This is a genomic window from Pseudomonas chlororaphis subsp. aurantiaca, from assembly GCF_013466605.1.
Taxonomy (GTDB): domain Bacteria; phylum Pseudomonadota; class Gammaproteobacteria; order Pseudomonadales; family Pseudomonadaceae; genus Aquipseudomonas; species Aquipseudomonas chlororaphis_I.
On sequence record NZ_CP059162.1, the window covers coordinates 2,123,020 to 2,148,224 of the forward strand.

The 25,205-nt window shown below is 62.9% G+C and carries 21 protein-coding genes; 11 read left to right on the forward strand and 10 right to left on the reverse strand.

Annotated features, from left to right (window positions below):
• Positions 1-124: 124 nt before the first annotated feature.
• Together nagZ and H0I86_RS09685 are read left to right on the forward strand one after the other, a co-directional pair.
• Positions 125-1,123, forward strand: a complete 999-nt coding sequence (gene nagZ / locus H0I86_RS09680) for a beta-N-acetylhexosaminidase (RefSeq protein WP_180925811.1) — start codon at positions 125-127, stop codon at positions 1,121-1,123.
• An 11-nt stretch (positions 1,124-1,134) separates the two neighbouring features.
• The gene (locus H0I86_RS09685) at positions 1,135-1,878 is read left to right on the forward strand and encodes an S-methyl-5'-thioinosine phosphorylase (protein WP_180924836.1); all 744 of its coding nucleotides are present in this window, start codon (positions 1,135-1,137) and stop codon (positions 1,876-1,878) included.
• A 33-nt stretch (positions 1,879-1,911) separates the two neighbouring features.
• On the opposite strand, the gene H0I86_RS09690 is transcribed toward H0I86_RS09685, so the two are convergent.
• Genes H0I86_RS09690 through mfd form a run of 3 tightly spaced genes read right to left on the reverse strand, consistent with a single transcriptional unit; the run spans position 1,912 to position 8,640 of the window.
• Positions 1,912-4,605: a DEAD/DEAH box helicase gene (locus H0I86_RS09690; RefSeq protein ID WP_180924837.1), complete on the reverse strand. Its 2,694-nt coding sequence runs from the start codon at positions 4,603-4,605 to the stop codon at positions 1,912-1,914.
• An 11-nt stretch (positions 4,606-4,616) separates the two neighbouring features.
• Positions 4,617-5,180 carry a CsiV family protein gene (locus H0I86_RS09695; protein ID WP_180924838.1) on the reverse strand — a complete coding sequence of 188 codons (564 nt, stop codon included), beginning with the start codon at positions 5,178-5,180 and terminating at the stop codon, positions 4,617-4,619.
• Between the two features lie 10 nt (positions 5,181-5,190).
• A complete protein-coding gene (gene mfd, locus H0I86_RS09700; protein WP_180924839.1) occupies positions 5,191-8,640 on the reverse strand; it encodes a transcription-repair coupling factor in 3,450 nt (1,149 codons plus the stop codon).
• A gap of 350 nt (positions 8,641-8,990) precedes the next feature.
• Between mfd and H0I86_RS09705 the strand changes: the two genes are divergently transcribed.
• Positions 8,991-10,454, forward strand: a complete 1,464-nt coding sequence (locus tag H0I86_RS09705; protein WP_180924840.1) for a glyceraldehyde-3-phosphate dehydrogenase — start codon at positions 8,991-8,993, stop codon at positions 10,452-10,454.
• 79 nt (positions 10,455-10,533) lie between these two features.
• On the opposite strand, the gene H0I86_RS09710 is transcribed toward H0I86_RS09705, so the two are convergent.
• On the reverse strand, positions 10,534-11,832 hold the full coding sequence (locus H0I86_RS09710) for an MFS transporter (RefSeq protein WP_180924841.1): 1,299 nt from the start codon (positions 11,830-11,832) through the stop codon (positions 10,534-10,536).
• A gap of 372 nt (positions 11,833-12,204) precedes the next feature.
• Here H0I86_RS09710 and H0I86_RS09715 point away from each other — a divergent pair, with 372 nt between their 5' ends.
• Entirely contained in the window at positions 12,205-13,182 is a 978-nt protein-coding gene (locus H0I86_RS09715; protein ID WP_180924842.1) for an FAD:protein FMN transferase, read from the forward strand.
• A gap of 201 nt (positions 13,183-13,383) precedes the next feature.
• Positions 13,384-14,778 carry a Si-specific NAD(P)(+) transhydrogenase gene (gene sthA, locus H0I86_RS09720; protein WP_007926939.1) on the forward strand — a complete coding sequence of 465 codons (1,395 nt, stop codon included), beginning with the start codon at positions 13,384-13,386 and terminating at the stop codon, positions 14,776-14,778.
• A gap of 42 nt (positions 14,779-14,820) precedes the next feature.
• On the opposite strand, the gene H0I86_RS09725 is transcribed toward sthA, so the two are convergent.
• A complete protein-coding gene (locus H0I86_RS09725) occupies positions 14,821-15,543 on the reverse strand; it encodes a glycerophosphodiester phosphodiesterase (RefSeq protein ID WP_016704935.1) in 723 nt (240 codons plus the stop codon).
• A gap of 60 nt (positions 15,544-15,603) precedes the next feature.
• Positions 15,604-16,191 carry a PilZ domain-containing protein gene (locus H0I86_RS09730; protein WP_023968585.1) on the reverse strand — a complete coding sequence of 196 codons (588 nt, stop codon included), beginning with the start codon at positions 16,189-16,191 and terminating at the stop codon, positions 15,604-15,606.
• 93 nt (positions 16,192-16,284) lie between these two features.
• Here H0I86_RS09730 and H0I86_RS09735 point away from each other — a divergent pair, with 93 nt between their 5' ends.
• The 3 genes from H0I86_RS09735 (at position 16,285) to H0I86_RS09745 (ending at position 19,535) form a co-directional block, all read left to right on the forward strand.
• The gene (locus H0I86_RS09735) at positions 16,285-17,535 is read left to right on the forward strand and encodes a lipoprotein-releasing ABC transporter permease subunit (RefSeq protein WP_028682987.1); all 1,251 of its coding nucleotides are present in this window, start codon (positions 16,285-16,287) and stop codon (positions 17,533-17,535) included.
• Between the two features lie 7 nt (positions 17,536-17,542).
• Positions 17,543-18,226 (forward strand): lipoprotein-releasing ABC transporter ATP-binding protein LolD, encoded by a 684-nt coding sequence (gene lolD, locus H0I86_RS09740; protein ID WP_164485326.1) that lies wholly within the window; start codon positions 17,543-17,545, stop codon positions 18,224-18,226.
• A gap of 64 nt (positions 18,227-18,290) precedes the next feature.
• On the forward strand, positions 18,291-19,535 hold the full coding sequence (locus H0I86_RS09745; protein ID WP_009047979.1) for a lipoprotein-releasing ABC transporter permease subunit: 1,245 nt from the start codon (positions 18,291-18,293) through the stop codon (positions 19,533-19,535).
• A gap of 63 nt (positions 19,536-19,598) precedes the next feature.
• On the opposite strand, the gene H0I86_RS09750 is transcribed toward H0I86_RS09745, so the two are convergent.
• Both H0I86_RS09750 and H0I86_RS09755 read right to left on the reverse strand, forming a co-directional pair.
• Positions 19,599-20,960 carry a heavy metal sensor histidine kinase gene (locus H0I86_RS09750; protein ID WP_180924843.1) on the reverse strand — a complete coding sequence of 454 codons (1,362 nt, stop codon included), beginning with the start codon at positions 20,958-20,960 and terminating at the stop codon, positions 19,599-19,601.
• A complete protein-coding gene (locus H0I86_RS09755; protein ID WP_180924844.1) occupies positions 20,960-21,640 on the reverse strand; it encodes a heavy metal response regulator transcription factor in 681 nt (226 codons plus the stop codon). The genes H0I86_RS09750 and H0I86_RS09755 overlap by 1 nt, the downstream gene beginning before the upstream one ends.
• A gap of 155 nt (positions 21,641-21,795) precedes the next feature.
• Here H0I86_RS09755 and copI point away from each other — a divergent pair, with 155 nt between their 5' ends.
• Positions 21,796-22,350, forward strand: a complete 555-nt coding sequence (gene copI / locus H0I86_RS09760) for a copper-resistant cuproprotein CopI (RefSeq protein WP_180924845.1) — start codon at positions 21,796-21,798, stop codon at positions 22,348-22,350.
• Between the two features lie 68 nt (positions 22,351-22,418).
• Positions 22,419-23,249 (forward strand): NADPH-dependent 7-cyano-7-deazaguanine reductase QueF, encoded by an 831-nt coding sequence (queF, locus tag H0I86_RS09765; protein ID WP_180924846.1) that lies wholly within the window; start codon positions 22,419-22,421, stop codon positions 23,247-23,249.
• A gap of 45 nt (positions 23,250-23,294) precedes the next feature.
• Here queF and H0I86_RS09770 read toward each other — a convergent pair whose 3' ends face one another.
• Complete coding sequence (locus H0I86_RS09770; protein ID WP_007926964.1) at positions 23,295-23,558, reverse strand: DUF4404 family protein; 264 nt, start codon at positions 23,556-23,558, stop codon at positions 23,295-23,297.
• 113 nt (positions 23,559-23,671) lie between these two features.
• Positions 23,672-24,292: an HAD superfamily inactivated hydrolase PcrP gene (gene pcrP, locus H0I86_RS09775; RefSeq protein ID WP_180924847.1), complete on the reverse strand. Its 621-nt coding sequence runs from the start codon at positions 24,290-24,292 to the stop codon at positions 23,672-23,674.
• Between the two features lie 201 nt (positions 24,293-24,493).
• Between pcrP and H0I86_RS09780 the strand changes: the two genes are divergently transcribed.
• On the forward strand, positions 24,494-25,177 hold the full coding sequence (locus H0I86_RS09780) for an MlaA family lipoprotein (RefSeq protein WP_180924848.1): 684 nt from the start codon (positions 24,494-24,496) through the stop codon (positions 25,175-25,177).
• Positions 25,178-25,205: the final 28 nt, after the last annotated feature.

Sequence of the window (25,205 nt, forward strand, 5' to 3'; positions counted from 1 at the left end):
CTTCGCCGACCGTCGCTTGCCGGGCTCTGCCGCCGGCAATGGACTCGTGCGTCCGCGCCACGCCAGCACCCTTTGCGATGCCGTGTGCGCACTTCGTTACTAAGGAATTGCTATGACCACAGGCCTGCAAGGCTCCTTGATGGTGGATGTCGCCGGTACCTGGCTGACAGCTGAAGATCGCCAACTCCTGCGCCAGCCCGAAGTGGGTGGGTTGATCATCTTTGCCCGCAATATCGAGCATCCGCGGCAGGTGCGTGAGCTGAGCGCGTCCATTCGGGCGATTCGCCCGGACCTGCTGCTGGCGGTGGACCAGGAGGGCGGTCGCGTGCAACGCCTGCGCCAGGGCTTCGTGCGGCTGCCGGCCATGCGTGCTATCGCCGATAACCCGAATGCCGAGTACCTGGCCGAGCAGTGTGGCTGGATCATGGCCACCGAGGTGCTGGCCGTCGGCCTGGACCTGAGTTTCGCGCCGGTGCTGGACCTCGATCATCAGCGCAGCGCCGTGGTGGGCACCCGTTCCTTCGAGGGCGACCCCGAGCGCGCCGCGTTGCTGGCGGGTGCCTTTATCCGTGGCATGAACAGCGCCGGCATGGCGGCCACGGGCAAGCATTTCCCCGGTCACGGCTGGGCTGAGGCGGACTCCCACGTGGCGATCCCCAATGACGAGCGCAGCCTTGACGAGATTCGCGCCAAGGACCTGGTGCCTTTCGCGCGCCTGAGCAAGCAATTGGCGGCGGTGATGCCGGCCCACGTCATCTACCCTCAGGTCGATGCCCAGCCGGCCGGGTTCTCCCGTCGTTGGCTGCAAGAGATCCTGCGCGGTGAATTGCAGTTCGACGGCGTCATCTTCAGTGACGACCTGTCGATGGCCGGTGCGCATGTGGTGGGCGATGCGGCGAGCCGGATCGAAGCGGCGCTGTCGGCCGGTTGCGACATGGGCCTGGTGTGTAACGACCGGGCAGCGGCCGAGCTGGCCTTGAGCGCGGCCCAACGTCTGAAAGTGACGCCGTCGGCGCGTATCGCGCGGATGCGTGGCCAGGCGTTCGCCTGCACCGACTATCGTCAGGATCCGCGCTGGCTGGTGGCGCTCGGCGCACTCAAGGATGCTCAACTGATCGACTAAGGGTCTTTGCGATGACGGTTTACGCAATTATCGGCGGCACCGGCCTGACCCGGCTCGAAGGCTTGAGCATTCGTCAATCCTTGCCCCTGGATACCCCCTATGGCGCTCCGTCGGCGGATATCCAGCTGGGTGAATACGCCGGGCGCGAGGTGTTGTTTCTGGCGCGCCATGGCCATCCGCATCGCTTCCCGCCGCATCAGGTGAACTATCGGGCCAACCTCTGGGCGTTGAAGCAGGCTGGTGCCGAGGCGGTCCTGGCGGTCAACGCGGTGGGTGGCATTCATCCGGCGATGGGCTCCGGGCATTTCTGCGTGCCGCATCAACTGATCGACTACACCAGCGGTCGCGAGCACACCTACTTTGCCGACGACCTGGAGCAGGTCACCCACATCGACTTCAGCTATCCCTACAGCGAGTCGTTGCGCCAGCAATTGATCGCCGCGCTGGAGGCCGAAGGATGCGAATTCAGCAGCCAGGGTGTGTACGCCTGCACCCAGGGCCCGCGTCTGGAAACCGTGGCGGAGATCGCCCGCCTGGAGCGTGACGGCTGCGACATCGTCGGCATGACCGGCATGCCGGAAGCGGCGCTGGCCCGTGAGCTGGAGCTGGATTACGCCTGCCTGGCGCTGGTGGTGAACCCGGCGGCGGGCAAGTCCGCGACGGTGATTACCATGGCCGAGATCGAACAGGCATTGCAGGACGGCATGGGCAAGGTGAAGTCGACGCTGGCGCGGGTCCTGGCGGCAAGCCTGTAGCCGCTGGTGAAGGCTGCGCCAGCGGCTACAGGATCAGCGTCCACCTTTCTTGTCGGGCAGCGGGGCGAAGAGGGCTTCGATGTCTTCGCTCTGCAGCTTCCAGTCCCCGGCCTTGCGCCCATCCAGCACGCCCGCCGCCAGGTCGGACTTCTCCTGTTGCAGGTGCTGGATTTTCTCTTCCACCGTACCGCGGGCAATCAACTTGTAGACGAACACCGGCTTCTCCTGGCCGATCCGATAGGCGCGGTCGGTGGCCTGGTTTTCCGTGGCCGGGTTCCACCAGGGGTCGTAGTGGATCACGGTATCGGCTTCGGTCAGGTTGAGGCCAACGCCGCCGGCTTTCAGGCTGATCAGGAAGATCTGCAGCTTGCCGCTCTGGAAGTCCCTGACCGGCGTGCGGCGGTCGCGGGTCTGCCCGGTCAACAGGGCATAGGCGACATTGCGCCGTTTCAGCTCGGCCTCGATCAGGCTCAGCATCGAGGTGAATTGCGAGAACAGCAGGATGCGTCGCCCCTCGTCGAACAGCTCCTCGAGCATCTCCATCAGGCTGTCGAGCTTGCCGGAGGTGCTGCCTCGCGTCGGCACCACATCCCCGTTGACCAGGCGCAGGTCGCAACACACCTGGCGCAGTTTCAGCAGCGCTTCAAGAATGATGATCTGGCTGCGGGTCACGCCTTTGCGAGTGATCTCGTCGCGGACTTTCTTGTCCATGGCCAGGCGCATGGTTTCGTACACATCGCGCTGGGCTTCATTGAGCTCCACCCAATGGATGATCTCGGTCTTGGGCGGTAGCTCGGTGGCCACCTGTTCCTTGGTGCGACGCAACAGGAAGGGCTTGATCCGCCCGTTGAGGTGCTGCAGGCGCACTTCGCTGGCGTGCCTTTCGATCGGTACGCGGTAGTCGCGATTGAAGCTCTTCACGTCCCCCAGCCAGCCGGGCAGCAGGAAGTGGAACAGCGACCACAGCTCGCCCAGGTGATTCTCCAGCGGCGTGCCGCTCAGGCACAGGCGCTGCCGTGCATTGAGCGCGCGCGCAGCCTGGGCCGCCTTGCTCGACGGGTTCTTGATGTATTGCGCCTCATCCAGCACCAGGACATGCAGGGGCAGGGTGGCGAGCTGCTCGACATCCTTGGGCAGCAGCGCATAGGTGGTCAGGATCAGGTCGTAGTCGGCCAGCCGGGGGAAGTGCTTCTTGCGGCCGGCGCCATACAGGGCCAGAACCTTGAGCTGTGGCGTGAAGTGCGCCGCCTCGTCGAGCCAGTTGGGGATCAGGCTGGTGGGCATCACCACCATGCACGGCCGGTCCAGGCGGCCGGCGTTCTTTTCGCTGAGCACATGGGCCAGGCTCTGCAGGGTTTTGCCCAGGCCCATGTCGTCGGCCAGGATGCCGCCGACTTCCAGCTGGCGCAGGGACTGCATCCAGCTCAGGCCTTCGAGCTGATAGGGGCGCAGGGTGGCGTTCAGACCTTCTGGTGCGGGGGCAGAGTAATCCTTGATATCTCGCAGCCGTTGGGCGAAGGAGCGGATATGTTCGCCGCCCTCCCAGAGCAGGGGCAGGTCTTCCAGCGGATTGAGGCGGGTCGCGTCGGCACTGCTCAGGCGTAGCGTGGTTTCGCCGGGCTCCTGTAGATAGAACTCACCGAGGGTGGCCAGCACCGGCTTCAGCCGGCCGTAGGGCAGCGCCACTTGCAGGGGGCCGTTGGGCGAGTTGGGACGCCCGGGAATGTTCACCAGGATCAGCTCGTCGTCCCGGCGTTTGGCCAGGCGTTCCGGGTTGAGAATCTCGGTATGGGAGCGCATCAGGTTGAGCAGGATCGGCAGCAGGCTCAGGCGCTCGCCGTTGACGATGATGCCCAGTTCCAGGTCGAACCAGTCGCGCCCCGGCGCTTCGTCCACCGTGGCGTACCAGTCGTCCACGGCAGTCAGGTCGAAGCCGAAGTCGTCGTCGATCTGCAGCTCCCAGCCCTGGCTGCGTAGCTTGGGCAATTCGTTGAGGGTGAAGGTCAGCCAGGCGCTGTCGTTGACCATTTCATACAGCTCGCCGGCGCTTTCCGGCAGGGCCTTGCTCTGCCGGGTGGCGATCTTGAAACCCAAGGCCCGCAACTGTTCGCGATAGCGTTGTTCGACTTCCGGCTGGCGCTTGATGCGCAGGGTCTGGTGTTCCTGGCGAATCAGCACATCGGCGTTTTTCTGCCCGCTGACGTATTCCTCCAGGTAGCTGAACGACAGCGCGGCACGGTGCTGGATGTAGCGCTGCATCTTGCCGTTGCGCGGTTCGAAGGCGCTGAACTCGATGCTGGCCAGCCACAGCCGGGGTACCGGCTGCACGTTGTCCACTATCTGTTGCGGCAGCGGGGCGGGGCTGCGGTTTTCCAACACGGCCTGTAGCTTTTCCAGCAGCTCGGCGTCTTTCGCTGCCGCCGGGTAGGCCAGGGTTTCCTCGATTTTCAGCAGCACCGCGGCGATGTGTTTGCAATTGCTGCGCACCGGGCAGGTGCAGGAGGCTTCGACCATCAGCAAGGTGTTCTTGGCCGACTCGCGCAGGCTGATGGTCTGTCGATAGACGTTGCCCCCCGAACCTTCGCAACTGGCGGTGATGACGCTGCCGCCGGCCTGGACGATCCTGACGCGGTTCTCCAGGGCGTAGCGGCGGCCACGCTCCAGGGCTTGCTCCTTGAATCGGCTGACCCAGGAAGGTGCCAGGGGTTTGGTCAGGGTCGGGGGCATAGGGACTTCTGTCAGTCCACGATTTCAGGAGGTGCCTCGCGCGGCGCGGGGGCCGACAGCGAGGTGATCTTGATCAGCAGGGCCAGGTGACCATTGTCGAGGTAGTTGAGCTGGCCGTTCTTGGTGTGGCTTTCCTGCTTCAGGCGTTCGCTGGCGGTCACCAGGCCGTTGCTGTCGATCTGGTTGACCCAGAACTGCGCATCCACATCGGTGAAGCGCCCGAGCTTGAGGGTCAGGGTGCCCTCGATCGGGAACTGGCCGAACTGTTCCTGGCCTTCGCTGACAGCAATTTTCACCGGGTTTTCGTCCAGCGCCTGCTGCCAGGCCTTGTGCATCAGCACGCTGTAGTCGCCGCTGGCGGTGAGTTTCTCCACCACGCTACCCAGCGCCGGGGTGCGCTGGCTGTCGGCGCCCAGGCGTTGGGCGCCGGCGGCCCAGTCTTCGGGGGCGGCGCGGCTGACGATGGCGGGAACCGCGTTCTGCCGGACCAGAATCATTTCGACCTGATACATGTCGGCAAACGCCGAGGGAGCGACCAGGGTCAGGAGCAAGGTCAGTGAGCGAAACAGGCGCATGGGGCGTCCTTCAAGCAGTTTTCGGGGTGAGGCGCTCGAGCAGCGCCTCCAATGTGTTGAAGCGTTCTTCCGGGCGTTCCATCGGCACCATGAATTTGAACAGCGTGGCGCCTTCAAATTTGTAGCGATTGGGTTGGCCCTGGATGAGTTTGATCAATGCCAGCGGGTCCACCGGGGTATCGGCGGCGAACTCGAGACGACCACCCTGCGGGCCGCCGTCGACCTTCTTGATGCCCAGTTGCTCGGCCTGCAGTTTCAGCAGGGTCAGGCGCACCAGGTTCTTGGTCGGTTCCGGGAGCAGGCCGAAGCGGTCGATCATCTCCACTTGCAGGTCTTTCAGGCCGTCCTCGTCGGTGGCCGAGGCGATGCGCTTGTAGAGGATCAGCCGCGCGTGCACATCCGGCAGGTAGTCTTCGGGAATCAGCGCCGGTAGGCGCAGGTTGATTTCCGGACCGCCACCCAGCGGCTGGTCGAGGTTCGGCTGCTCGCCCTTGCGGATGGCTTTCACCGCGCGCTCAAGCATTTCCATATAAAGGGTGAAGCCCACCGCCTGGATCTGGCCGCTTTGGCCATCGCCCAGCAGTTCGCCGGCGCCACGGATTTCCAGGTCGTTGGTGGCGAGCACGAAGCCGGCACCAAGGTCCTGGGTATTGGCGATCGCTTCCAGGCGCTTTTCCGCGTCCGGGGTGATCTGCTGGCGCGGTGGCGTCAGCAGGTAGGCGTAGGCCTGGTGGTGGCTGCGGCCGACCCGGCCGCGCAACTGGTGCAGCTGGGCCAGGCCGAACTTGTCGGCGCGTTCGATGATGATGGTGTTGGCGCTCGGCACGTCGATGCCGGTCTCGATGATGGTCGAGGCGATTAGCACGTTGAAGCGCTTGTGGTAGAAGTCGCTCATCACCTGTTCGAGTTCGCGTTCGCGCATCTGCCCGTGGCCGATGCCGATGCGCGCTTCCGGCACCAGTTCGGCGAGCTCGGCGGCGCATTTCTCGATGGTCTTCACATCGTTGTGCAGGTAGTAGACCTGGCCGCCGCGCAGCAGCTCGCGCAGCAGGGCCTCTTTGACCGTGCTCTTGTTCTGCTCCATGACGAAGGTGCGCACCGACAGGCGTCTGGCCGGCGGCGTGGCGATGATCGACAGGTCGCGCATGCCCGACACTGCCATGTTCAGCGTGCGCGGAATCGGCGTGGCGGTCAGGGTCAGGATGTCGACCTCGCTGCGCAGGGCCTTGAGCTGTTCTTTCTGGCGCACGCCGAAGCGGTGTTCTTCGTCGATGATCACCAGTCCGAGGTTCTTGATCTTCACATCGTCTTGCAACAGCTTGTGGGTACCGATGACGATGTCGATCTTGCCTTCGGCCAGGTCGGCCACCGCGGCATTCACTTCCTTGGCGGACTTGAAGCGGCTCATCACTTCCACGGTCACCGGCCAGTCGGCGAAGCGGTCGCGGAAGCTGTTGTAATGCTGCTGGGCGAGCAGGGTGGTGGGCACCAGGATCGCCACTTGCTTGCCGCCGTGCACGGCGATGAAGGCCGCGCGCATTGCCACTTCGGTCTTGCCGAAGCCGACGTCGCCGCAGACCAGTCGATCCATCGGCTTGGCCGCGAGCATGTCCTCGCGCACCGCTTCGATGGTGGTTTGCTGGTCGGGGGTTTCTTCGAACGGGAAGCCGGCGCTGAAGGTGGCGTAGTCGGCTTTCGGGTCGGCGAAGGCATAACCTTCGCGGGCCGCGCGGCGAGCGTAGATGTCCAGCAGCTCGGCGGCGACATCGCGCACCTGTTCGGCGGCCTTGCGTTTGGCCTTCTGCCAGGTTTCCGAACCCAGGCGGTGCAACGGCGCCAGGGCGTCGTCGCTACCGGTGTAGCGGGCGATCAGGTGCAGGTTGGCCACCGGCACATAAAGCTTGGCGCCCTCGGCGTATTCGAGGGTGAGGAATTCGGCGGCCTGGTTGTCGATTTCCAGGGTGGCCAGGCCCAGGTAGCGGCCCACGCCGTGATCGATATGCACCACCGGCGCGCCTTCGCGCAGCTCGGTGAGGTTCTTGATCACCGCATCGTTGTTGGCGTCGGCGCGTTTTTCCCGGCGCCGGCGCTGCATCACGCGCTGGCCGAACAGCGGGCTTTCGGCCACCAGCGCCAGGGCCGGATCGTCCAGCAGCAAGCCTTCGTCCAGCGGCGCGATGGTGATCGCCAGGCGATCCTTGCCGGCGACGAAGTCCGGCCAGCTGTCGACGGTCTTCGGCCGCAGCTTCAGGCGCTCCAGCAACTCCAGCAACACCTCGCGGCGCCCGGCGGATTCGGCGGTGAACAGCACGCGTCCGGAGAACTCGTCGAGGAAGTTCGCCAGGGCCGCCAGCGGCTGGTTGGCCTTGGCTTCGATGGCGAGGTTGGGCAGGGTCTGCGCCGGGAAGCGCTCGCGGCCGCCACCGGCCTCGATGTCCTGCTGGCTGGCGACTACCCGCGGCCAGCTTTTCAGGCGGGCGAAGCAGTCTTCCACCGGCAGGAACAACTCGGCGGGCGGCAATAAAGGACGGGACGGATCGACGCGGCGTTCTTCGTAACGGTTGCGCACATCGTTCCAGAAGTTCTCGGCCGCCTGTTCGATGCCCGGCAGGGAGAACACCTGGGTGTCCTGGGGCAGGTAGTCGAACAGGGTCGACGTGTCTTCGAAGAACAGTGGCAGGTAATACTCGATGCCGGCCGGGGTGATTCCGCTGCTCAGGTCCTGGAAGATCGGGCAGCGGCGGAAGTCGACGTCGAAGCGCTCGCGGAAACGAGCCTTGAAGCGGGTGACGGCCTCTTTTTGCAGCGGGAATTCCTTCGCCGGCAGCAGGCGCACCGAATCGACCTTGTCGATGGAGCGCTGGTTTTCCGGATCGAAGGTGCGCAGGGTCTCGATTTCATCGTCGAACAGGTCGATGCGATAAGGCAGTTTGCTGCCCATCGGGAACAGGTCGATCAAGGCGCCGCGCACCGCGAACTCGCCGTGCTCGTAGACCGTATCGACACAGCGATAGCCGCTGGCTTCCAGGCGGGTGCGCATCTGTTCGACATCCAGCTTCTGGCCGATGTCCAGCACCAGGCTGCTGCCCAGCAGGAACTTGGTCGGCGCCAGGCGATGCAGGGCCGTGGTGATCGGCACCACCAGCACACCGTGCTCCAGCTCCGGCAGCCGGTACAGGCTGGCGATCCGCTGGGAGATGATGTCCTGGTGCGGCGAGAACAGGTCGTAGGGCAGGGTTTCCCAGTCCGGGAAGTGCAGCACGGGCAAACCCGGGGCGAAGAAACTCAACTCCTGCTCCAGCCGTTCGGCACTTTGGCTGTCGGCGGTCAGCAGCAGGGTGAAGCGCTTGGCGGCGCTGGCAGCCTCGGCAATGGCCAGGCTGAGGGCGGCACCGGGCAGATTGCCCCAGTGCTGTTTGCCGGCGGCGGCAGGGAGTTGCGGTAGACGCAGAACGGGCACGGAAGGTTGAGCTCCAGCGTTGCGACAAAGTCGGTAATTGTAGCGGTCCGGCATGCCGGCTGTCAGTTGCTGATGTGTCTATTAGGCGGTTGCGGGAAATGTAGTGGTTATGACAAAAAAACGCGTTTTTTGGCAGGAAATGTAGTGCCGAATTGGGGCGGTGTTACGGAGGGTTACAGACAACGCTGGGTTGCCGCGCAAAATGAGGCCTTTCTGAAACCCGCGTATTTACTGGGCTGGAGCGGGGCGTGTTTTTTCTGGATGGAGTTTTGTTACGTTCTGCGCGACAGGCGCGCATTGCTACGCAGGGGACTCGGCTGCATAATGTAGCCCCTTTTTTCAGCCCCTACATGTGGAAGGTTCCCGTGACTCAGAAGCCCGACCAGTGTCTTGGTGAATGGATCGACCGTGAAGCGCTCGCAGAAGCGATGATTCCGCTTATCGGTCAGCTCTACCGCAATAACAATGTGGTGAGTTCGATCTATGGCCGCAGCCTGATCAACCAGTCTGTCATCGCGATTCTCAAAGCTCACCGCTTTGCTCGCCATCGCTCTTGCGACGATAGCGAACTCTCCGTCCACGAAACATTCCCACTGCTCAAGGCCATGAGCGAGCTCAAGCTCGGCGCGGCTTCGGTGGACCTGGGCAAGTTGGCGTTCAAATTCCGCAACGAAGGCAATGGCCGCACCGCCGAGCAATTCGTTCGCGAAGAGCTGGCTGATGTGGTTGGCCAGCAAAACGCTTCGCCCCGTAAAGGCACCGACGTGGTCCTGTACGGCTTCGGTCGTATCGGCCGTCTGCTGGCGCGCATCCTGATCGAGAAAACCGGTGGCGGCGACGGACTGCGCCTGCGTGCCATCGTGGTGCGCAAAGGCGCCGAGAACGACCTGACCAAACGCGCCAGCCTGCTGCGTCGCGACTCGGTACACGGTTCGTTCAACGGCACCATCACCATCGACGAAACCAACAACACAATCACCGCCAACGGCAACCTGATCCAGGTTATCTACGCGAAGAACCCGACCGAGGTGGACTACACCCAGTACGGCATCAAAGACGCACTGCTGGTGGACAACACTGGCGTATGGCGCGACGCCGATGGCCTGGGGCAGCACCTGGCCTGCCCGGGTATCGACCGCGTCGTCCTGACCGCGCCTGGCAAAGGCAAGCTGAAGAACATCGTTCACGGTATCAACCACGCTGACATCACCGCTGACGACAAGATCGTTTCCGCTGCTTCCTGCACCACCAACGCCATCGTGCCGGTGCTCAAGGCCGTGAACGACAAGTTCGGCATCGTCAACGGTCACGTCGAAACCGTTCACTCGTACACCAACGACCAGAACCTGATCGACAACTTCCACAAGGGCAATCGTCGTGGCCGTAGCGCCGCGCTGAACATGGTGATCACCGAGACCGGTGCTGCCACCGCTGCTGCCAAGGCCCTGCCTGAGCTGGCCGGCAAGCTGACCGGTAACGCGATCCGCGTTCCGACGCCAAACGTGTCAATGGCCATTCTCAACCTGAACCTTGAGAAAGCTGCTACCCGTGAAGAGATGAACGAGTACCTGCGCTACATGGCGCTGCACTCCGATCTGCACAAGCAGATCGACTTCGTCAATTCCCAGGAAGTGGTTTCCACCGACTTCGTCGGCTCGCGCCACGCTGGTGTGGTGGACGCTGAAGCGACCATCACCCAGGATAACCGCGTTGTTCTGTACGTCTGGTACGACAACGAATTCGGTTACAGCTGCCAGGTGGTTCGCGTGATGGAAGACATGGCTGGTGTGAACCCGCCTGCATTCCCGCGCTAAGGCTTAGTAGCCGCACATGAAAACGCCCCGACTTGTCGGGGCGTTTTTGTTTGTGGCGTCTGCTCGCGATAGCGTCCTGTCAGGCGCCATCGGCTATCGCCGCCTGTGCGCTGCGCAGTTCGTGGCGATTGCCGCGGAACAGCACCAGGGTCGCGATCAGGCCCAGCACCGCCGCGCCGCTGAGCCAGATACCCGGCGCCGCCTTGTTGTCCAGCACATGGATCAGGTAGGTGCAGGCTGCCGGCGTGAAGCCGCCAAAGGTGGCGGTCGCCAGGCTGTAGGCCAGGGAGAAACCGGTGGTGCGTACTTCCACCGGCATGATCTCGGTGAGGGCCACCACCATGGCGCCGTTGTAGGAGCCATAGAGGAAGGACAGCCACAGCTCGACGATCAGCAGGTGGCTGAAGCTCGGGTTGGCCACCAGCCAGGACAGTGCCGGGTAAGCCGTCAGGATTGCCAGGGCAGTTGCCGCCAGCAGCAGCGGCTTGCGCCCGACCTTGTCCGAGACGGCGCCCATCACCGGCAGCCAGAAGAAGTTCGACAGGCCGATGCACACGGTGACCAGCAGTGCGTCGAGGTCCGACAGCTGCAGCTCGGCCTTGCCGAAGGTCGGGGTGTAGGCGGTGATCAGGTAGAAGGACACGGTGGTCATCACCACCAGCGCCATGCCGGCCAGGACGATGCCGAAGTTCTGGCCGATGGAGCGGATGATTTCCTGCAGGGTAGGGCGATGCTTGCGTGCCTGGAACTCCGGGGTTTCTTCCAGCGAGCGACGGATCATGAAGATCGCCGGCACTATCATGCAGCCCACCAGGAACGGCACGCGCCAGCCCCAGTCGCCCATTTGCTCCGGGCTCAGCCAATGATTCAGGCCCACGCCCAGCAGTCCGGCGAATACCACGGCGGCCTGTTGGCTCGCCGATTGCCAGCTGACGAAGAAGCCCTTGCGGCCCGGGGTGGAGATTTCCGCCAGGTAAACCGAGACGCCTCCCAGCTCCACCCCGGCAGAGAAGCCTTGCAGCAAGCGGCCGAGCAGCACCAGCAATGGCGCGGCGACGCCGAGGGTGGCATAGCCCGGGACGCAGGCAATCAGCACGGTACCCGCGGCCATGAGCAGCAGGGTGATGATCAGGCCCCGGCGGCGGCCATGGCGGTCGATATAGGCGCCGAGAAAGATCGCACCCAGTGGGCGCATCAGGAAGCCGGCGCCGAAGGTCGCCAGCGACAGCATCAATGACGCGAAAGCACTGTCGGCAGGGAAGAAGGTCTTGGCGATGGCCGTGGCATAGAAGCCGTAGACCATGAAGTCGAACATCTCCAGAAAGTTGCCGCTGACAACGCGAAAGATCGCCTTGCCTTTGCCCGTGGTCGTGGACATTTTATTCACTCACTTTGGCTATTTTGATAGCAATCCCTGGTCGTTACCCGTCCTGGCTGTACGATCTGGAGCGGCTAAGCTGCAGATCAGACAGTTTGTAACAATATGTGTATGAGTCTGCCGAGGCAACAAAAACTCTTAGCTTGCTTGCTAAATGGATGGAAGGCTTGGGATTTACTGCCAGCCAGTTCGCTGAACAAACCCGCAGGAGCAGCTCGCGATGAGCTGGGTTCGGCCTGCATCAAATCCGCGGTGGCTGCCGCATAATGGCCCGCCCTGATCGGCGACTGCCGAGAGGGAAATCGAGTGTCGGGAGGCGAAGTCTTGCTGGGTGGATCTTGGGTGCGAGGGTGGGTTCCTGTCGTTTTGGTCATGGTCCTGGCCGGATGTGATCGGGGCGACTCGCTGGAAAGCTTCGGCGGCCCGACCATGGGCAGCACCTACTCGATCAAGTACGTGAGGTGGGCAGGCCTGGCTGCACCGAGTGCGGTGCAGGCCGAGGTCGAGCAGATACTCGCGCAGATCGATCGACAGATGTCGACCTATCGCAGCGACTCGGACATCGAACGCTTCAACGATCTGCCGGCCAATAGCTGCCAGGCGATGCCGGCGGCGGTCCTGCGCTTGATCGAGGTGGGCCAGCGGTTGTCGCGGGACAGCCTGGGCTCCTTCGATCTGACGGTCGAGCCGTTGCTCAATCTCTGGGGCTTCGGCCCGCAGGGGCGCGGGGAGGCGGTGCCGAGTGATGAGGCACTGGCGCAGGCGCGGCAGCGGGTCGGCTATACCCATCTGCGTATCGAGGGCGACCAGTTGTGCAAGGACGCAGCGGTCGAGGTGGATTTCAACAGCATCGCCGCCGGTTACGCAGTGGACCGGATTGCCGCCAGGTTCGCGGAAATGGGCATCGACAGTTACCTGGCCGAAGCCACGGGCGAACTCAAGGCGGTCGGCAGGAAACCCGATGGTTCGGCGTGGCGCATAGCCCTGGAGGAGCCGCGGGACGACCGACAGGTGGCCGAGCGGGTCATAGCCGTCGACGGTTATGGGGTTTCGACTTCCGGCGACTACCGCAATTATTTCCAGCGCGATGGGCAGCGTTATTCCCACACCTTCGACGCCCGCACCGGCAGACCTGTCGAGCATGGGCTGGCCTCGGTCACGGTGATTCATCCAGCGGCCGTGATGGCCGATGGGTTATCGACCCTGTTGCTGATCCTTGGCCCCAAGCGCGGCTGGGACTACGCAGAAAAACACGATATCGCCGCATTTTTTGTGATTCGCGCCGATACAGGCTTCGTCACACGCAGCAACCGCGCGTTTGATCGCCTGTTTGCCGGACAAAAGCAGTAATCTTGCGCAACGCCGCGGCGCGATGTCGCAGGCAAAAGTAGCCGGCGACGCGACCAAGGGTTAATGTGCGCGGCGTTGACGCTTCTATAGACTGTGCCCGGCTTCGTAACCGAGCCAAATTGATCCTTCATGCCGCTGGCCGCGACATGATTTAGCCGCAGGTGCCACATCGGGTGCCGCGGCCTGTTCTGAGGAGTACGCATGGCTGTCTACAACTACGACGTAGTGGTGCTGGGTTCAGGCCCCGCTGGAGAAGGTGCGGCAATGAACGCCGCGAAAGCAGGACGCAAGGTAGCGATGGTCGATAGCCGTCGCCAGGTCGGCGGTAACTGCACCCACCTGGGCACCATCCCGTCCAAGGCCTTGCGTCACTCGGTCCGGCAGATCATGCAGTTCAACACCAACCCGATGTTCCGGGCCATTGGCGAGCCGCGCTGGTTCTCGTTCCCCGACGTACTGAAAAGCGCCGAGAAGGTCATCTCCAAGCAGGTCGCCTCGCGCACCGGCTACTACGCGCGTAACCGGGTCGACGTGTTCTTCGGTACCGGCAGCTTCGCCGACGAGCAGACCATCGAAGTGGTCTGCGCCAACGGTGTGGTCGAGAAGCTGGTGGCCAAGCACATCATCATCGCCACCGGCTCGCGTCCGTATCGCCCGGCCGATATCGATTTCCACCACCCGCGTATCTACGATAGCGACACCATCCTCAGCCTCGGCCACACCCCGCGCAAACTCATCGTTTACGGCGCTGGCGTGATCGGTTGTGAATACGCCTCGATCTTCAGTGGCCTGGGGGTGCTGGTCGAGCTGGTGGACAACCGCGGCCAGTTGCTGAGCTTCCTGGACTCCGAGATCTCCCAAGCGCTGAGCTACCACTTCAGCAACAACAACATCACCGTGCGCCACAACGAGGAATACGACCGCGTCGAAGGCCTCGACAATGGCGTGATCCTGCACCTCAAGTCGGGCAAGAAGATCAAGGCCGACGCCTTGCTCTGGTGCAATGGCCGGACCGGCAATACCGACCGGCTGGGCATGGAAAACATCGGGGTCAAGGTCAACAGCCGTGGCCAGATCGAAGTGGACGAGAACTACCGCACCTGCGTGCCGAACATCTACGGCGCCGGTGACGTGATCGGCTGGCCGAGTCTGGCCAGTGCCGCCCATGACCAGGGTCGTTCGGCCGCCGGCAGCATCGTCGACAACGGCAGCTGGCGCTTCGTCAACGATGTACCGACCGGGATCTACACCATTCCGGAGATCAGCTCGATCGGTAAGAACGAACAGGAACTGACCCAGGCCAAGGTGCCGTACGAAGTGGGCAAGGCCTTCTTCAAGAGCATGGCCCGTGCGCAGATCGCCGGTGAGCCGCAAGGCATGCTGAAGATCCTGTTCCACCGCGAAACCCTGGAAGTCCTGGGCGTGCACTGCTTCGGCTACCAGGCTTCGGAGATCGTGCACATCGGCCAGGCGATCATGAACCAGCCGGGCGAACTCAATACCCTGAAGTACTTCGTCAACACCACGTTCAACTACCCGACCATGGCCGAAGCCTATCGGGTCGCAGCTTACGACGGCCTCAACCGGCTTTTTTGAGCGACTCCGGCCGGTGGCCTGAGCCGGCCGGGGAGACCGATTTCAGTAACTCTCGAGCGTGGCGCTGGCCAAACCGGGAAAGTCTGTAATCAGGCTGTCTACGCCGAAGTCGGCGAGCCTGCGCATCAGCGCGGGCTCGTTGACTGTCCACACCGACACATGCAAACCCTGACGCTGCGCCCGTTGCAGCCGCTCCGGGGTGCAGAGTGTCCAGTTCAACGCCAGAATCTCGCAGCCGTAGCTTTGCGCGACCTTCAACGGGTCGAGCCAGGCGTATTCGGCGACCAGTCCGCGCGACAGGTCCGGGGTCAATTCGACAGCCGCCTTGAGCACTTCCCGTGAACTGGAGGTGACGGTGACCTTGTCCAGCAGGCCGAAACGCTGCGCCATTTCGCGAATCGCCAACACCGTGGTGGCGGCACGGGTGCGCGAGGCACTCTTGACCTCCAACTGCCAGTGCTCGAAGTCGCACTTTTCGAACAGCTCTTCCAGGCGCGGGATTGGGCAGGGCGTGACCCAGCCCGGGCCACCCTTGCGGGCGTCATAGGTCACCAGCTCTTCGGCGCTGTGTTCGACCACCTTGCCGCGGCGGTCGGTGGTGCGCTTGAGGGTTGGGTCGTGGATCACCATCAGCTCACCGTCCATGGACAGGTGCAGGTCCAGCTCGCAACGGCGCACGCCATGCTTGAGGCACTGCTGGAAGCTGGTCAGGGTGTTTTCCGGTGCTTCGCCTTTAGCGCCGCGGTGGCCATAAATCAGGGTCACGATTGCTCCTTCACGGAAATTTTTCCATTAGATGGTCGGTGCTGCGCGATGGGGACAAGGTCAGTCGGCTGCCGGGTCGTTCTGCTCTCGGGCCTGGCGACGTTCCTGGGCCTGCCGCTGCAGGATATAGCGCGCCAGCAGCTGGCGTTGGGCGTCGGTCAATGATTCGAACTCGGTACCGATTTCGAATGTGCCGAAACTGCGGGTTTCACAGTGGGTAACCTTGGCCCGCAACAACAGGCCCAATGCCTGGGGCATCAGCAGCAGCTTGACTGCCAGGTGGGTGCCGGCCGGGTAGGACAGGTGATGTTCGAACTCGATGCCGCCCTCGGAGAGAATCACCCGCTGCGGTTCGCCGAACTTGCCGAGCACGGTCTGCGCCACCACCTGGCTGAGCAGGTCGATGCGCTTGTTCATGGTCTTGAGGTAGTTGGCCAGGGTCCGGTCGCGCTCGCTGACCTGGCGCAGCAGGTGCTGCGATTCGAATTCGCTCAGGTGCAGCTCGCTGAGCAGGTTGAACAGCGGCGACGCATCCTGCAACACTTCCTTGCTCGCCGCTTCGTGGGCGGACAAGGGGCTAATTTCCAGTGCGATCGTGTCCTCGATACGGTAGTATTCGCGGCGATCTTCTTCATCTAATGTCGACATGGCGAACCCATGGTAGCGGCGGTGGTCTGAGTGTAAAGCTGCTTACCAGGACTCGCCACAAGGACGTCTTCTTTTCCTCCGAACAAGCCCGACATGTTCAGACCTCTCTTCGTATTTATTGGCACGCGTTATACCCGTGCAAAGCGTCGCAATCATTTCGTGTCATTCATTTCCCTGACCTCGATGATCGGACTCGCCCTGGGCGTGGTCGTGATGATCGTCGTGCTGTCGGTGATGAATGGTTTCGACCATGAGATGCGTACCCGCGTGCTGGGCATGGTGCCCCACGCGACCATCGAGTCCGGTGAGCCGATCAGCGACTGGCAAGGCCTGGCCGACAAGGTCAAGCAGAACCCCAAGGTGCTGGCGGTTGCGCCGTTCACCCAGATGCAGGGGTTGCTGACCAATAACGGCCAGGTGCAGAAAGTCCTGCTCAACGCCATCGATCCGGCCAAGGAACGCCAGGTTTCGATCATCGATAACTTCATGAAGCAGGGCAAGCTGGACGACCTGGCGCCCGGCAGCTTCGGCATCGTGATCGGCGACAAGGCGGCGACCAAGCTGGGGGTTGGCCTGGGCGACAAGCTGACCTTCGTCGCGCCCGAGGTCACGGTGACCCCGGCCGGGATGTTCCCGCGCATGAAGCGTTTTACCGTGGTCGGCATCTTCCATGTCGGCGCCGGCGAGCTGGACGGCTACCTGGGCCTGACCAACCTCGACGACCTGGGCCGCCTGCATCGCTGGAAGCCGGATCAGGTTCAGGGTCTGCGCCTGAAGTTCGACGACCTGTTCCAGGCGCCACGCACCGCCTGGGAAATTGCCGAGCATCTGGGCGAGAACCAGTACTACGCCCGTGACTGGACCCGTACCCACGGCAACCTGTACCAGGCCATCCGCATGGAAAAAGCCATGATCGGCCTGCTGTTGCTGCTGATCGTCGCCGTGGCCGCCTTCAACATCATTTCCACCCTGGTGATGGTGGTGAACGACAAGAAGGGCGATATCGCGATCCTGCGCACTCTGGGCGCAACGCCGGCCAGCATCATGGCGACCTTCATGGTCCAGGGCACGGTGATCGGTGTGATCGGTACCTTGATCGGCGCCGTGGTCGGGATGTTCGCGGCGTTGAACGTCAGCGCGGCGATCTCCGCCCTCGAAGGCCTGATCGGGCACAAATTCCTCAATGCCGACGTGTACTTCATCGACTACCTGCCATCGCAACTGATGGCCGAAGACGTGTTGATGGTCTGCGGTGCGGCACTGGTCCTGAGTTTCCTCGCCACCCTGTATCCAGCCTGGCGTGCCGCGCGCACCCAGCCTGCGGAGGCGCTACGTTATGAGTGAGTTGGGCATGAGTGAAAAAGCAATTCTGAGCTGCCGCGACCTGGGCAAGTCCTACGAGGAAGGTCCGGAGTCGGTGGTGGTATTGTCCGGCCTGCAACTGGAGTTGCACCCGGGCGAGCGCGTGGCGATCGTCGGCACCTCCGGTTCGGGCAAAAGTACCTTGCTCAACCTGCTGGGTGGCCTCGACACGCCAACCAAGGGCAGCGTCTGGCTCGACGGTGAAGAGCTTTCGGCACTGAGCGAGAAGGGGCGCGGCCTGTTGCGCAACCGCTCCCTCGGTTTCGTCTACCAGTTCCACCACTTGCTGCCGGAATTCACCGCCCTGGAAAACGTCTGCATGCCGCTGCTGATCGGCAAGACCGCGATCCCGGAGGCCCGTCAGCGGGCCACGGCCTTGCTGGAGCGGGTAGGGCTGGCTCATCGTCTGGAGCACAAGCCGGCCGAACTGTCCGGTGGCGAACGCCAGCGTGTGGCCATTGCTCGCGCCCTGGTCAACAAGCCAGGACTGGTGATGCTCGACGAGCCGACCGGCAACCTCGATTCCCACACCGCGCAAGGCATTCAGGACTTGATGCTGGAACTCAGCACCTCGATGCGTACCGCGTTCCTGGTGGTGACCCACGACATGAACCTGGCTCGCCAGATGGATCGCGTCCTGCACCTGCAGGAAGGTTTCCTGACGCCCATCTGACTGGCTGCAACCCGGCGCCTGAAGCAGGCGCCGGGTCTTTAATTTCCATACGGTGCCCCAGCGAATGTTCAGACCGTTATCGATCTTTATCGGCACGCGCTATACCCGCGCCAAGCGCCGCAATCGCTTTGTTTCCTTCATCTCCATGACCTCGATGATCGGCCTCGCCCTGGGCGTGCTGGCGATGATCGTGGTGTTGTCGGTGATGAACGGTTTCCAGCGCGAAATGAGCTCGCGCATCCTCGGCATGGTGCCCCACGCCACCATCGTCGGCGTCAAGCCGATCGACGACTGGCAGCCGGTGGCCGCCGCGGCGATGAAAAATCCCGAAGTGACGGCCGCGGTGCCGTTCACCGAGATGGAGGGCATGCTTTCCTACAAGGGCTCGATGCAGCCGATCCAGATCAGCGGCATCGACCCGGCCCAGGAAGGCAAGGTCTCCATCGTTGCCCAGCACATCGTGCAGGGTCGTCTGGATGCCCTGAAGCCGGGCGAGTTCGGGGTGGTGATCGGTGAGATCACCGCACGGCGCTTCCGCCTGAATGTCGGCGACAAACTGACCCTGATCGTGCCGGAAATCAGCTCCGCGCCGGGCGGCATCACCCCGCGCATGCAACGCTTGAACGTGGTCGGTGTGTTCAAGGTCGGGGCCGAGCTCGACGGTTCCATGGGTCTGATCCATGTGGCCGATGCCGCCGAAATGCAGCACTGGCAGCCGAACCAGGTGCAGAGCGTGCGCCTGGCGGTCAAGGACTTGTACGCCGCGCCCAAGGTTTCCAGCGACATCGCGGCCAGCCTGGGTGCTGGCTTCAAGGCCGATGACTGGACCCACACCCAGGGCAGCCTGTTCAGCGCGATGAAGATGGAAAAGACCATGATTGGCCTGTTGCTGCTGATGATCGTGGCCGTGGCTGCGTTCAACATCATCGCCACGCTGATCATGGTGGTGAACGACAAGGGCGCGGACATCGCGATCCTGCGCACCATCGGCGCCACGCCACGGCAGATCATGGCGATCTTCATGGTCCAGGGCACGGTGATCGGTATCGTCGGCACCTTGATCGGTGGCGTGCTGGGAGTGATCGCGGCGTTGAACGTCAGTGCGCTGGTGGGTTGGCTGGAGCGGGTCAGCGGCCAGCACATCTTCAGTTCCGACGTGTACTTCGTCAGCAACCTGCCTTCCGAGCTGCAGGGCGGCGACGTGGCCCTGATCTGCACCGCGGGTTTTGTCCTGAGCTTCCTGGCGACCCTGTATCCAGCCTGGCGCGCGGCGAAGGTCGAGCCGGCGACGGCGTTGCGTTACTCGTAAGGCCCAAGCCCGCTATCGCGAGCAAGCTCACTCCTACGAGGAGCTTGCTCGCAAACCCTCTGCTCACTCCTGCCTTGGCAACTCAATCACAAAGCTCGTCCGGCCTCGCGCCGATTCGCAACGAATCTGTCCGCCATGGGCGCGGATGATCGATTGGGTGATGGCCAGCCCCAAGCCTGCATGTTCACTGCTGCCTTCATGGCGCGCCGGGTCGGCGCGGTAGAAGCGGTCGAACAGCCGTGGCAAGCGTTCAGGCGGAATACCTTCGCCGGTGTTTTCCACCCGCAGATATGAACCCCTGGCGGTCTCGCCAAGCCGCACCCGCACTTCGCCGCCAGCCGGGGTGAAGCGCAGGGCGTTGTCCAGCAGGTTGGAAAGGGCGCGGCGCAACATGCTGCGGTCGCCCTGGATCTTCGCGCTGCCTTCGCGCCCCAGGGCGATGCCGGCGTCTTCGGCCAGCGGCGAATAGAACTCCAGCAGCATGTCGGTTTCGTCACCCAGCTCCAGGGCTTCGCGCTTCGGCGTCAGCAGGCCATGATCGGCCTTGGCCAGGTAGAGCATGTCGTTGACCAGTTGGGCCATCCACTGCAGCTCTTCGAGGTTGCTGTGCAGCGCTTCGCGATAGTCTTCCAGCGCCCGTGGGCGGGTGAGGGTGACCTGGGTGTGGGTCAGCAGGTTCGACAGCGGGGTGCGCAGTTCATGGGCGATGTCCGCCGAGAATGCGGAGAGGCGCTGGAAGGAATCGTCCAGGCGCCCGAGCATGGCATTGAAGGCCTGGGCCAGCTCGGCCAGTTCGCCGGGCATCTGCTGCTCCGGCAAGCGCTGGGTCAGCGAGCTGGCGGACACACCCGCGGCGACCTCGCTCATTCGCCGTAACGGACGCAGGCCGCTGCGCGCGGCCCAGGCCCCGAGCAGCGCGGTGGCCAGGGCCGAGAGGCCGACGGTCAGCCAGATCAAATGCTGCATGCGTTGCAGGAAGTGCTGGTGGTGGGTGATGTCGAGCATCAGGGTCAGCTCTGGCGAGCCGGCCTGGCCAGGCTCCAGGGCTGCACTGTAGATACGGTAGGCGGTACCGTCGTGTTGCAGGCTGTGCAGCCCGGTCGGCTGGGCCGGAGTGGCCGGCAGCCCCTTGGCGCTGTCGAACCAGACGGTGCCATCCGCGCCTGTGACCCGCAGAGTCAGGTCCGGTTGATGGCTGAGTTCGTCCAGCAGCTGTGCCTTGCGTTCGGCAAAACGTTGCGGGTCATCGGCGTCCTGCAGCGCACTGCGCATGGCGATCAGCTTGCCTTCCAGCAGTTGCTGGTCGAGTTCGATGAAGTGCGCTTCGCTGGCACGGCTGAACAGCACCCCGGCGAGCAACGAAACCACCGCGGTGCAGCCGGCGAACAACAGGGCCAGGCGTCCACTCAGGGTCAAACGGCGCATTAGGCCTGGCGCTCTTCGAGCACGTAGCCCATGCCGCGCACGGTGTGGATCAGCTTGTTCGGGTAATCGTCATCAATCTTCAGGCGCAGGCGGCGGATCGCCACCTCGATGACGTTGGTGTCGCTGTCGAAGTTCATGTCCCAGACCTGAGAGGCGATCAGCGTCTTGGGCAGCACTTCACCCTGGCGCCGCAGGAGCATTTCCAGCAGCGAGAATTCCTTGGCGGTGAGGTCGATGCGCTGGCCATTGCGTTCGACCCGCCGGCGAATCAGGTCCAGGCGCAGGTCCGCCAGTTGCAGGGTGGTTTCCTGGGACGTGGAGCTGCCGCGGCGCAACAGGCTGCGGACCCGGGCCAGCAGTTCGGAGAAGGCGAAAGGCTTGACCAGATAATCGTCGGCGCCCAGCTCCAGGCCGTGAACCCGGTCTTCCACCGCATCGCGCGCGGTCAGGAACAGCACCGGTATATCCAGCCCGGCGCCACGCACGGCTTGCAGGATCTGCCAGCCATCGCGGCCCGGCAGCATCACGTCGAGAATCAACAGGGAGTAGTCGCCGGTCAGCGCCAGGTGTTGGCCGGTGGTGCCATCGGCCACCAGCTCGGCATTGAAGCCGGCCTCGCTCAGGCCCTGGCGCAGGTAGTGGCCGGTTTTCGGTTGGTCTTCGACGATCAGCAGTTTCATGGGCGACTCATGGTAAATGGAACGCGGGCTTTATACCGTGGGCGGCGGCCGCACGGTGCAAGCTGACAAAGTTGTAATCTAGCAGTCATCTGGCTGGCAGCGGTGCGGCCTTAGAGTTTCACGCAAGCTGAATCTCATCTTGTTGGAGTGCAATTATGTTTTTGCCCAAGGGTGTTTTGCCTCGTTCGTTGACGCTGGCTGCGTGTTTGCTGACATTGGGTGCGCCGGCCTGGGCATCGCCGGCGCAGACCTACGATTTCGGTCAGGCGGCCTCGGCGGCCAAGGCCACGCGTACGGTGGAAGTGGTCATGAACGACATGTCCTACACTCCCAAGAACCTGGACATCAAGGCTGGCGAAACCGTGCGTTTTGTCTTGATCAACAAGGGCCAGTTGCTGCATGAGCTCAATATCGGTACCGCGACCATGCATGCCGAGCACCAGCAGGAAATGCTGAAGATGCAGCGGAGCGGAATGCTCACGCTCACCACCGTCAAAGATATGCCCGCCGGAGCCATGGATCACACCGCCATGGGGCATGGCGCGATGCCCGGCATGAGGCACGACGATCCGAACAGCGTGCTGGTGGAGCCGGGCAAGACCGCTGAGCTGACCTGGACCTTCAGCAAGGCCGGCAGCCTGGAGTTCGCCTGCAATATCCCGGGGCACTATCAGGCGGGCATGGTCGGCAAGCTGACGGTCAGCCAGTAAGCGCCTGGGGCTCAAAGGCGGAGGCAAAGACTGATAGAATCGCCTGATTCTTCAGTCAGGTTTCCGCCATGCATCCCGCAGCCGAACATTCGCCGCTGGGCAAGTCCAGTGAATACGTCTCCACTTACACGCCGTCCTTGCTGTTCCCGATCCCGCGGGCGGCGAAATGGGCCGAGCTGGGCCTGAGCGCCGACACCCTGCCTTATAAAGGCGTGGACTTCTGGAACTGCTTCGAGCTGTCCTGGCTGCTGCCCTCCGGCAAGCCGGTGGTGGCCATCGCCGAATTCAGCATTCCGGCGGACTCACCGAACATCATCGAGTCGAAGTCGTTCAAGCTGTACCTCAACTCGCTGAACCAGACTCCTTTCGCGGATCGCCAGAGCCTGGAAGAAATCTTGCGTGCCGACCTCTCGGCGGCGGCTGGCAAGCCGGTGGGCGTGCGGATCCGCAGCCTGGGCGAAGTGGAGGCGGAAGGTGTGGTGGCGTTGCCGGGTACCTGCATCGATGAGCTGGATATCAGCGTCAGCAGCTATGAGCATCCACGTCCGGAGCTGCTGCAGTGCGACAGGTCGCGGATCGTCGAGGAGAGCGTGCACAGCCATCTGCTCAAGTCCAATTGCCCGGTCACCAGCCAGCCGGACTGGGGCAGCGTGGTGGTGGAGTACCGTGGCCCGGCGCTGGATCACGCCAGCCTGCTGGCCTACCTGGTGAGCTTTCGCCAGCACTCGGATTTCCATGAGCAATGCGTGGAACGGATCTTCCTCGACCTGCAACGCTTGCTGCAGCCGGAGAAGCTGACGGTGTATGCGCGTTATGTGCGTCGTGGTGGCCTGGATATCAACCCGTATCGCAGCACCGAAACCGCGAGTTTCGCCAACTTCCGACTGGTTCGCCAGTAATGAAAAGCCCCGCTCTGGTAGCGGGGCTTTTTTGTCTGTAAGGGGTTAAATCCCCATGTTGCCGAGGGTTTGCACGATGTTGCGCAAGGTGCCGGCAATGGCGGGGTGTTCAAGCTCGAAGCGTTCGACGGCGAGGTTGACCCCGTCGGCCAGGCTGGTGTCCTGGGTGGCGTTTTCCAGTTTGAGCTCGAGCTCGATCTGTTGCATCAATTCCTGCAGATTGGCGCGTTCTGCTTCCGAAAGCGGTGGGTTCTGCTCCAATTGCTCGCGCAGGGTATTGAGCTGTTCTTGCAGTTCGCGGGCAGGCATGGCGTTCTCCCTTCATTGATAGACACAGCCATGGACCGCGCCGGTTCGCTAAAGGTCCATGTCTGAGCCTTAGCGTAATCCACTCGCGGGCAATGTGCATGATCTTGATCAAGTCAGGGTTTTTCACCCTTCAGGCGACGCTGGCCGATGTCGGCCAGGCAGGTCGACAGCTCGCCCAAGTGGTCGATCACCGAGTGCACGCCGAGGCTGAATAGATGCAGGGTGGCCTTGCCACGCTTGAACTCGCGTTCCTGCTGACTCAGCGCCTGCCATTGCGTCGGGCTCATGCCGCAGAGCGAACCGCAGGACGCCAGGCCGATGGTCCACAGGCCGGCGTTGAGGCCCGATTGCAGCAGGCGCGGTTCGCCGCTGACCAGCACGCAGCCGTCCAGCCGGCTGACATTCAGGGCCATCAGCGCCTGCCAGCAGGCATCGGGAGCAGGCCAGCGGGAGCCTGTGTTGGGGGAGGCGATGACCCAGTCGGGCAGTGAACTCGCCAGGCGCTTGCTGAGACTGTCGGGCAATTCGTCGAGCCAGGCGCAAGGTACGCCTTGTTGTTGCAGGCTGTGCAGAATGTCCAGGGCACCGTGGGTGGCGTGGGCCTGTTCCAGGACCGGGTGATCGGCGCTGTGCAGGCGCATCCGCGCGCCGAAATCCACCAGGCAACCGCTGAGGCCAAAGAGCACGGCGGTCAAGGTGGGGGCGGATACAGGCAAGGCTTCGGCGTGAGGCATCGTGACGTCCCTGAAATACCTTACAAGAGTATCGACGGCAGATGACCGTTGGGTGACAGCTCCGTGAACAGGCCATGCAAACGAGGGGGAGAGGGCTAAGCACTGCGCCAATGCTGCATAAATGGATATATCCGACTTATACTAGCGCGCTTACCGCCAGGGCATAGCGCCCGCGACAGTACAATCCAAGGAGTTTCTGCTATGCGCTGGAGCAATCGTCTCGCTCAGCTTATGTGTGCCGGCATGCTGCTGGTGCCGGTTTTGGCCCACGCTGCGGAAGACGATCCGTGGGAAAGCATCAACCGCCCGATCTTCACCTTCAACGACACCATCGATACCTATGCGCTGAAGCCACTGGCAAAAGGTTATCAGGCCGTAACGCCGCAATTTCTCGAAGACGGCATTCACAACTTCTTCCGTAATATCGGTGATGTCGGCAACCTGGCCAACGATATCCTGCAGGCCAAGCCCCATGCCGCTGCCGTCGACACTGCGCGGCTGCTGATGAACACTACTATCGGCGTGGCGGGTTTCTTCGATGTGAGCACCAAGATGGGCTTGCAGCGTAACGATGAAGACTTCGGCCAGACCCTGGGTTACTGGGGCGTCGGCAGCGGTCCTTACGTGGTGCTGCCGTTCTTCGGTCCGAGCACCCTGCGCGACGCGCCGGCCAAGTATGTGGACAGCTTCACCGACGGTTACCGTTATGTGAACGACGTGCCGGTGCGTAACAGCGTGTTTGCCCTGGAGGTCGTCGACACCCGCGCCAGCCTGCTGTCGAGCGAGAAGCTGATCAGTGGCGACAAGTACACCTTCATTCGCAATGCCTACCTGCAGAACCGCGAATTCAAGGTCAAGGACGGCAAGGTCGAAGACGATTTTTAAGCGTTGACCCTGTCATGAAAAAGGCGGC

What these genes read in the sequence shown, in the direction of transcription:
- H0I86_RS09685 (WP_180924836.1), top strand. Translation starts at nt 1,135, where the DNA reads ATGACGGTTTACGCAATTATCGGCGGCACCGGCCTGACCCGGCTCGAA.
- H0I86_RS09690 (WP_180924837.1), bottom strand. Translation starts at nt 4,605, where the DNA reads ATGCCCCCGACCCTGACCAAACCCCTGGCACCTTCCTGGGTCAGCCGA.
- H0I86_RS09695 (WP_180924838.1), bottom strand. Translation starts at nt 5,180, where the DNA reads ATGCGCCTGTTTCGCTCACTGACCTTGCTCCTGACCCTGGTCGCTCCC.
- H0I86_RS09705 (WP_180924840.1), top strand. Translation starts at nt 8,991, where the DNA reads ATGTGGAAGGTTCCCGTGACTCAGAAGCCCGACCAGTGTCTTGGTGAA.
- H0I86_RS09710 (WP_180924841.1), bottom strand. Translation starts at nt 11,832, where the DNA reads ATGTCCACGACCACGGGCAAAGGCAAGGCGATCTTTCGCGTTGTCAGC.
- H0I86_RS09715 (WP_180924842.1), top strand. Translation starts at nt 12,205, where the DNA reads ATGGTCCTGGCCGGATGTGATCGGGGCGACTCGCTGGAAAGCTTCGGC.
- sthA (WP_007926939.1), top strand. Translation starts at nt 13,384, where the DNA reads ATGGCTGTCTACAACTACGACGTAGTGGTGCTGGGTTCAGGCCCCGCT.
- H0I86_RS09730 (WP_023968585.1), bottom strand. Translation starts at nt 16,191, where the DNA reads ATGTCGACATTAGATGAAGAAGATCGCCGCGAATACTACCGTATCGAG.
- H0I86_RS09735 (WP_028682987.1), top strand. Translation starts at nt 16,285, where the DNA reads ATGTTCAGACCTCTCTTCGTATTTATTGGCACGCGTTATACCCGTGCA.
- lolD (WP_164485326.1), top strand. Translation starts at nt 17,543, where the DNA reads ATGAGTGAAAAAGCAATTCTGAGCTGCCGCGACCTGGGCAAGTCCTAC.
- H0I86_RS09745 (WP_009047979.1), top strand. Translation starts at nt 18,291, where the DNA reads ATGTTCAGACCGTTATCGATCTTTATCGGCACGCGCTATACCCGCGCC.
- H0I86_RS09750 (WP_180924843.1), bottom strand. Translation starts at nt 20,960, where the DNA reads ATGCGCCGTTTGACCCTGAGTGGACGCCTGGCCCTGTTGTTCGCCGGC.
- H0I86_RS09755 (WP_180924844.1), bottom strand. Translation starts at nt 21,640, where the DNA reads ATGAAACTGCTGATCGTCGAAGACCAACCGAAAACCGGCCACTACCTG.
- copI (WP_180924845.1), top strand. Translation starts at nt 21,796, where the DNA reads ATGTTTTTGCCCAAGGGTGTTTTGCCTCGTTCGTTGACGCTGGCTGCG.
- queF (WP_180924846.1), top strand. Translation starts at nt 22,419, where the DNA reads ATGCATCCCGCAGCCGAACATTCGCCGCTGGGCAAGTCCAGTGAATAC.
- H0I86_RS09770 (WP_007926964.1), bottom strand. Translation starts at nt 23,558, where the DNA reads ATGCCTGCCCGCGAACTGCAAGAACAGCTCAATACCCTGCGCGAGCAA.
- pcrP (WP_180924847.1), bottom strand. Translation starts at nt 24,292, where the DNA reads ATGCCTCACGCCGAAGCCTTGCCTGTATCCGCCCCCACCTTGACCGCC.
- H0I86_RS09780 (WP_180924848.1), top strand. Translation starts at nt 24,494, where the DNA reads ATGCGCTGGAGCAATCGTCTCGCTCAGCTTATGTGTGCCGGCATGCTG.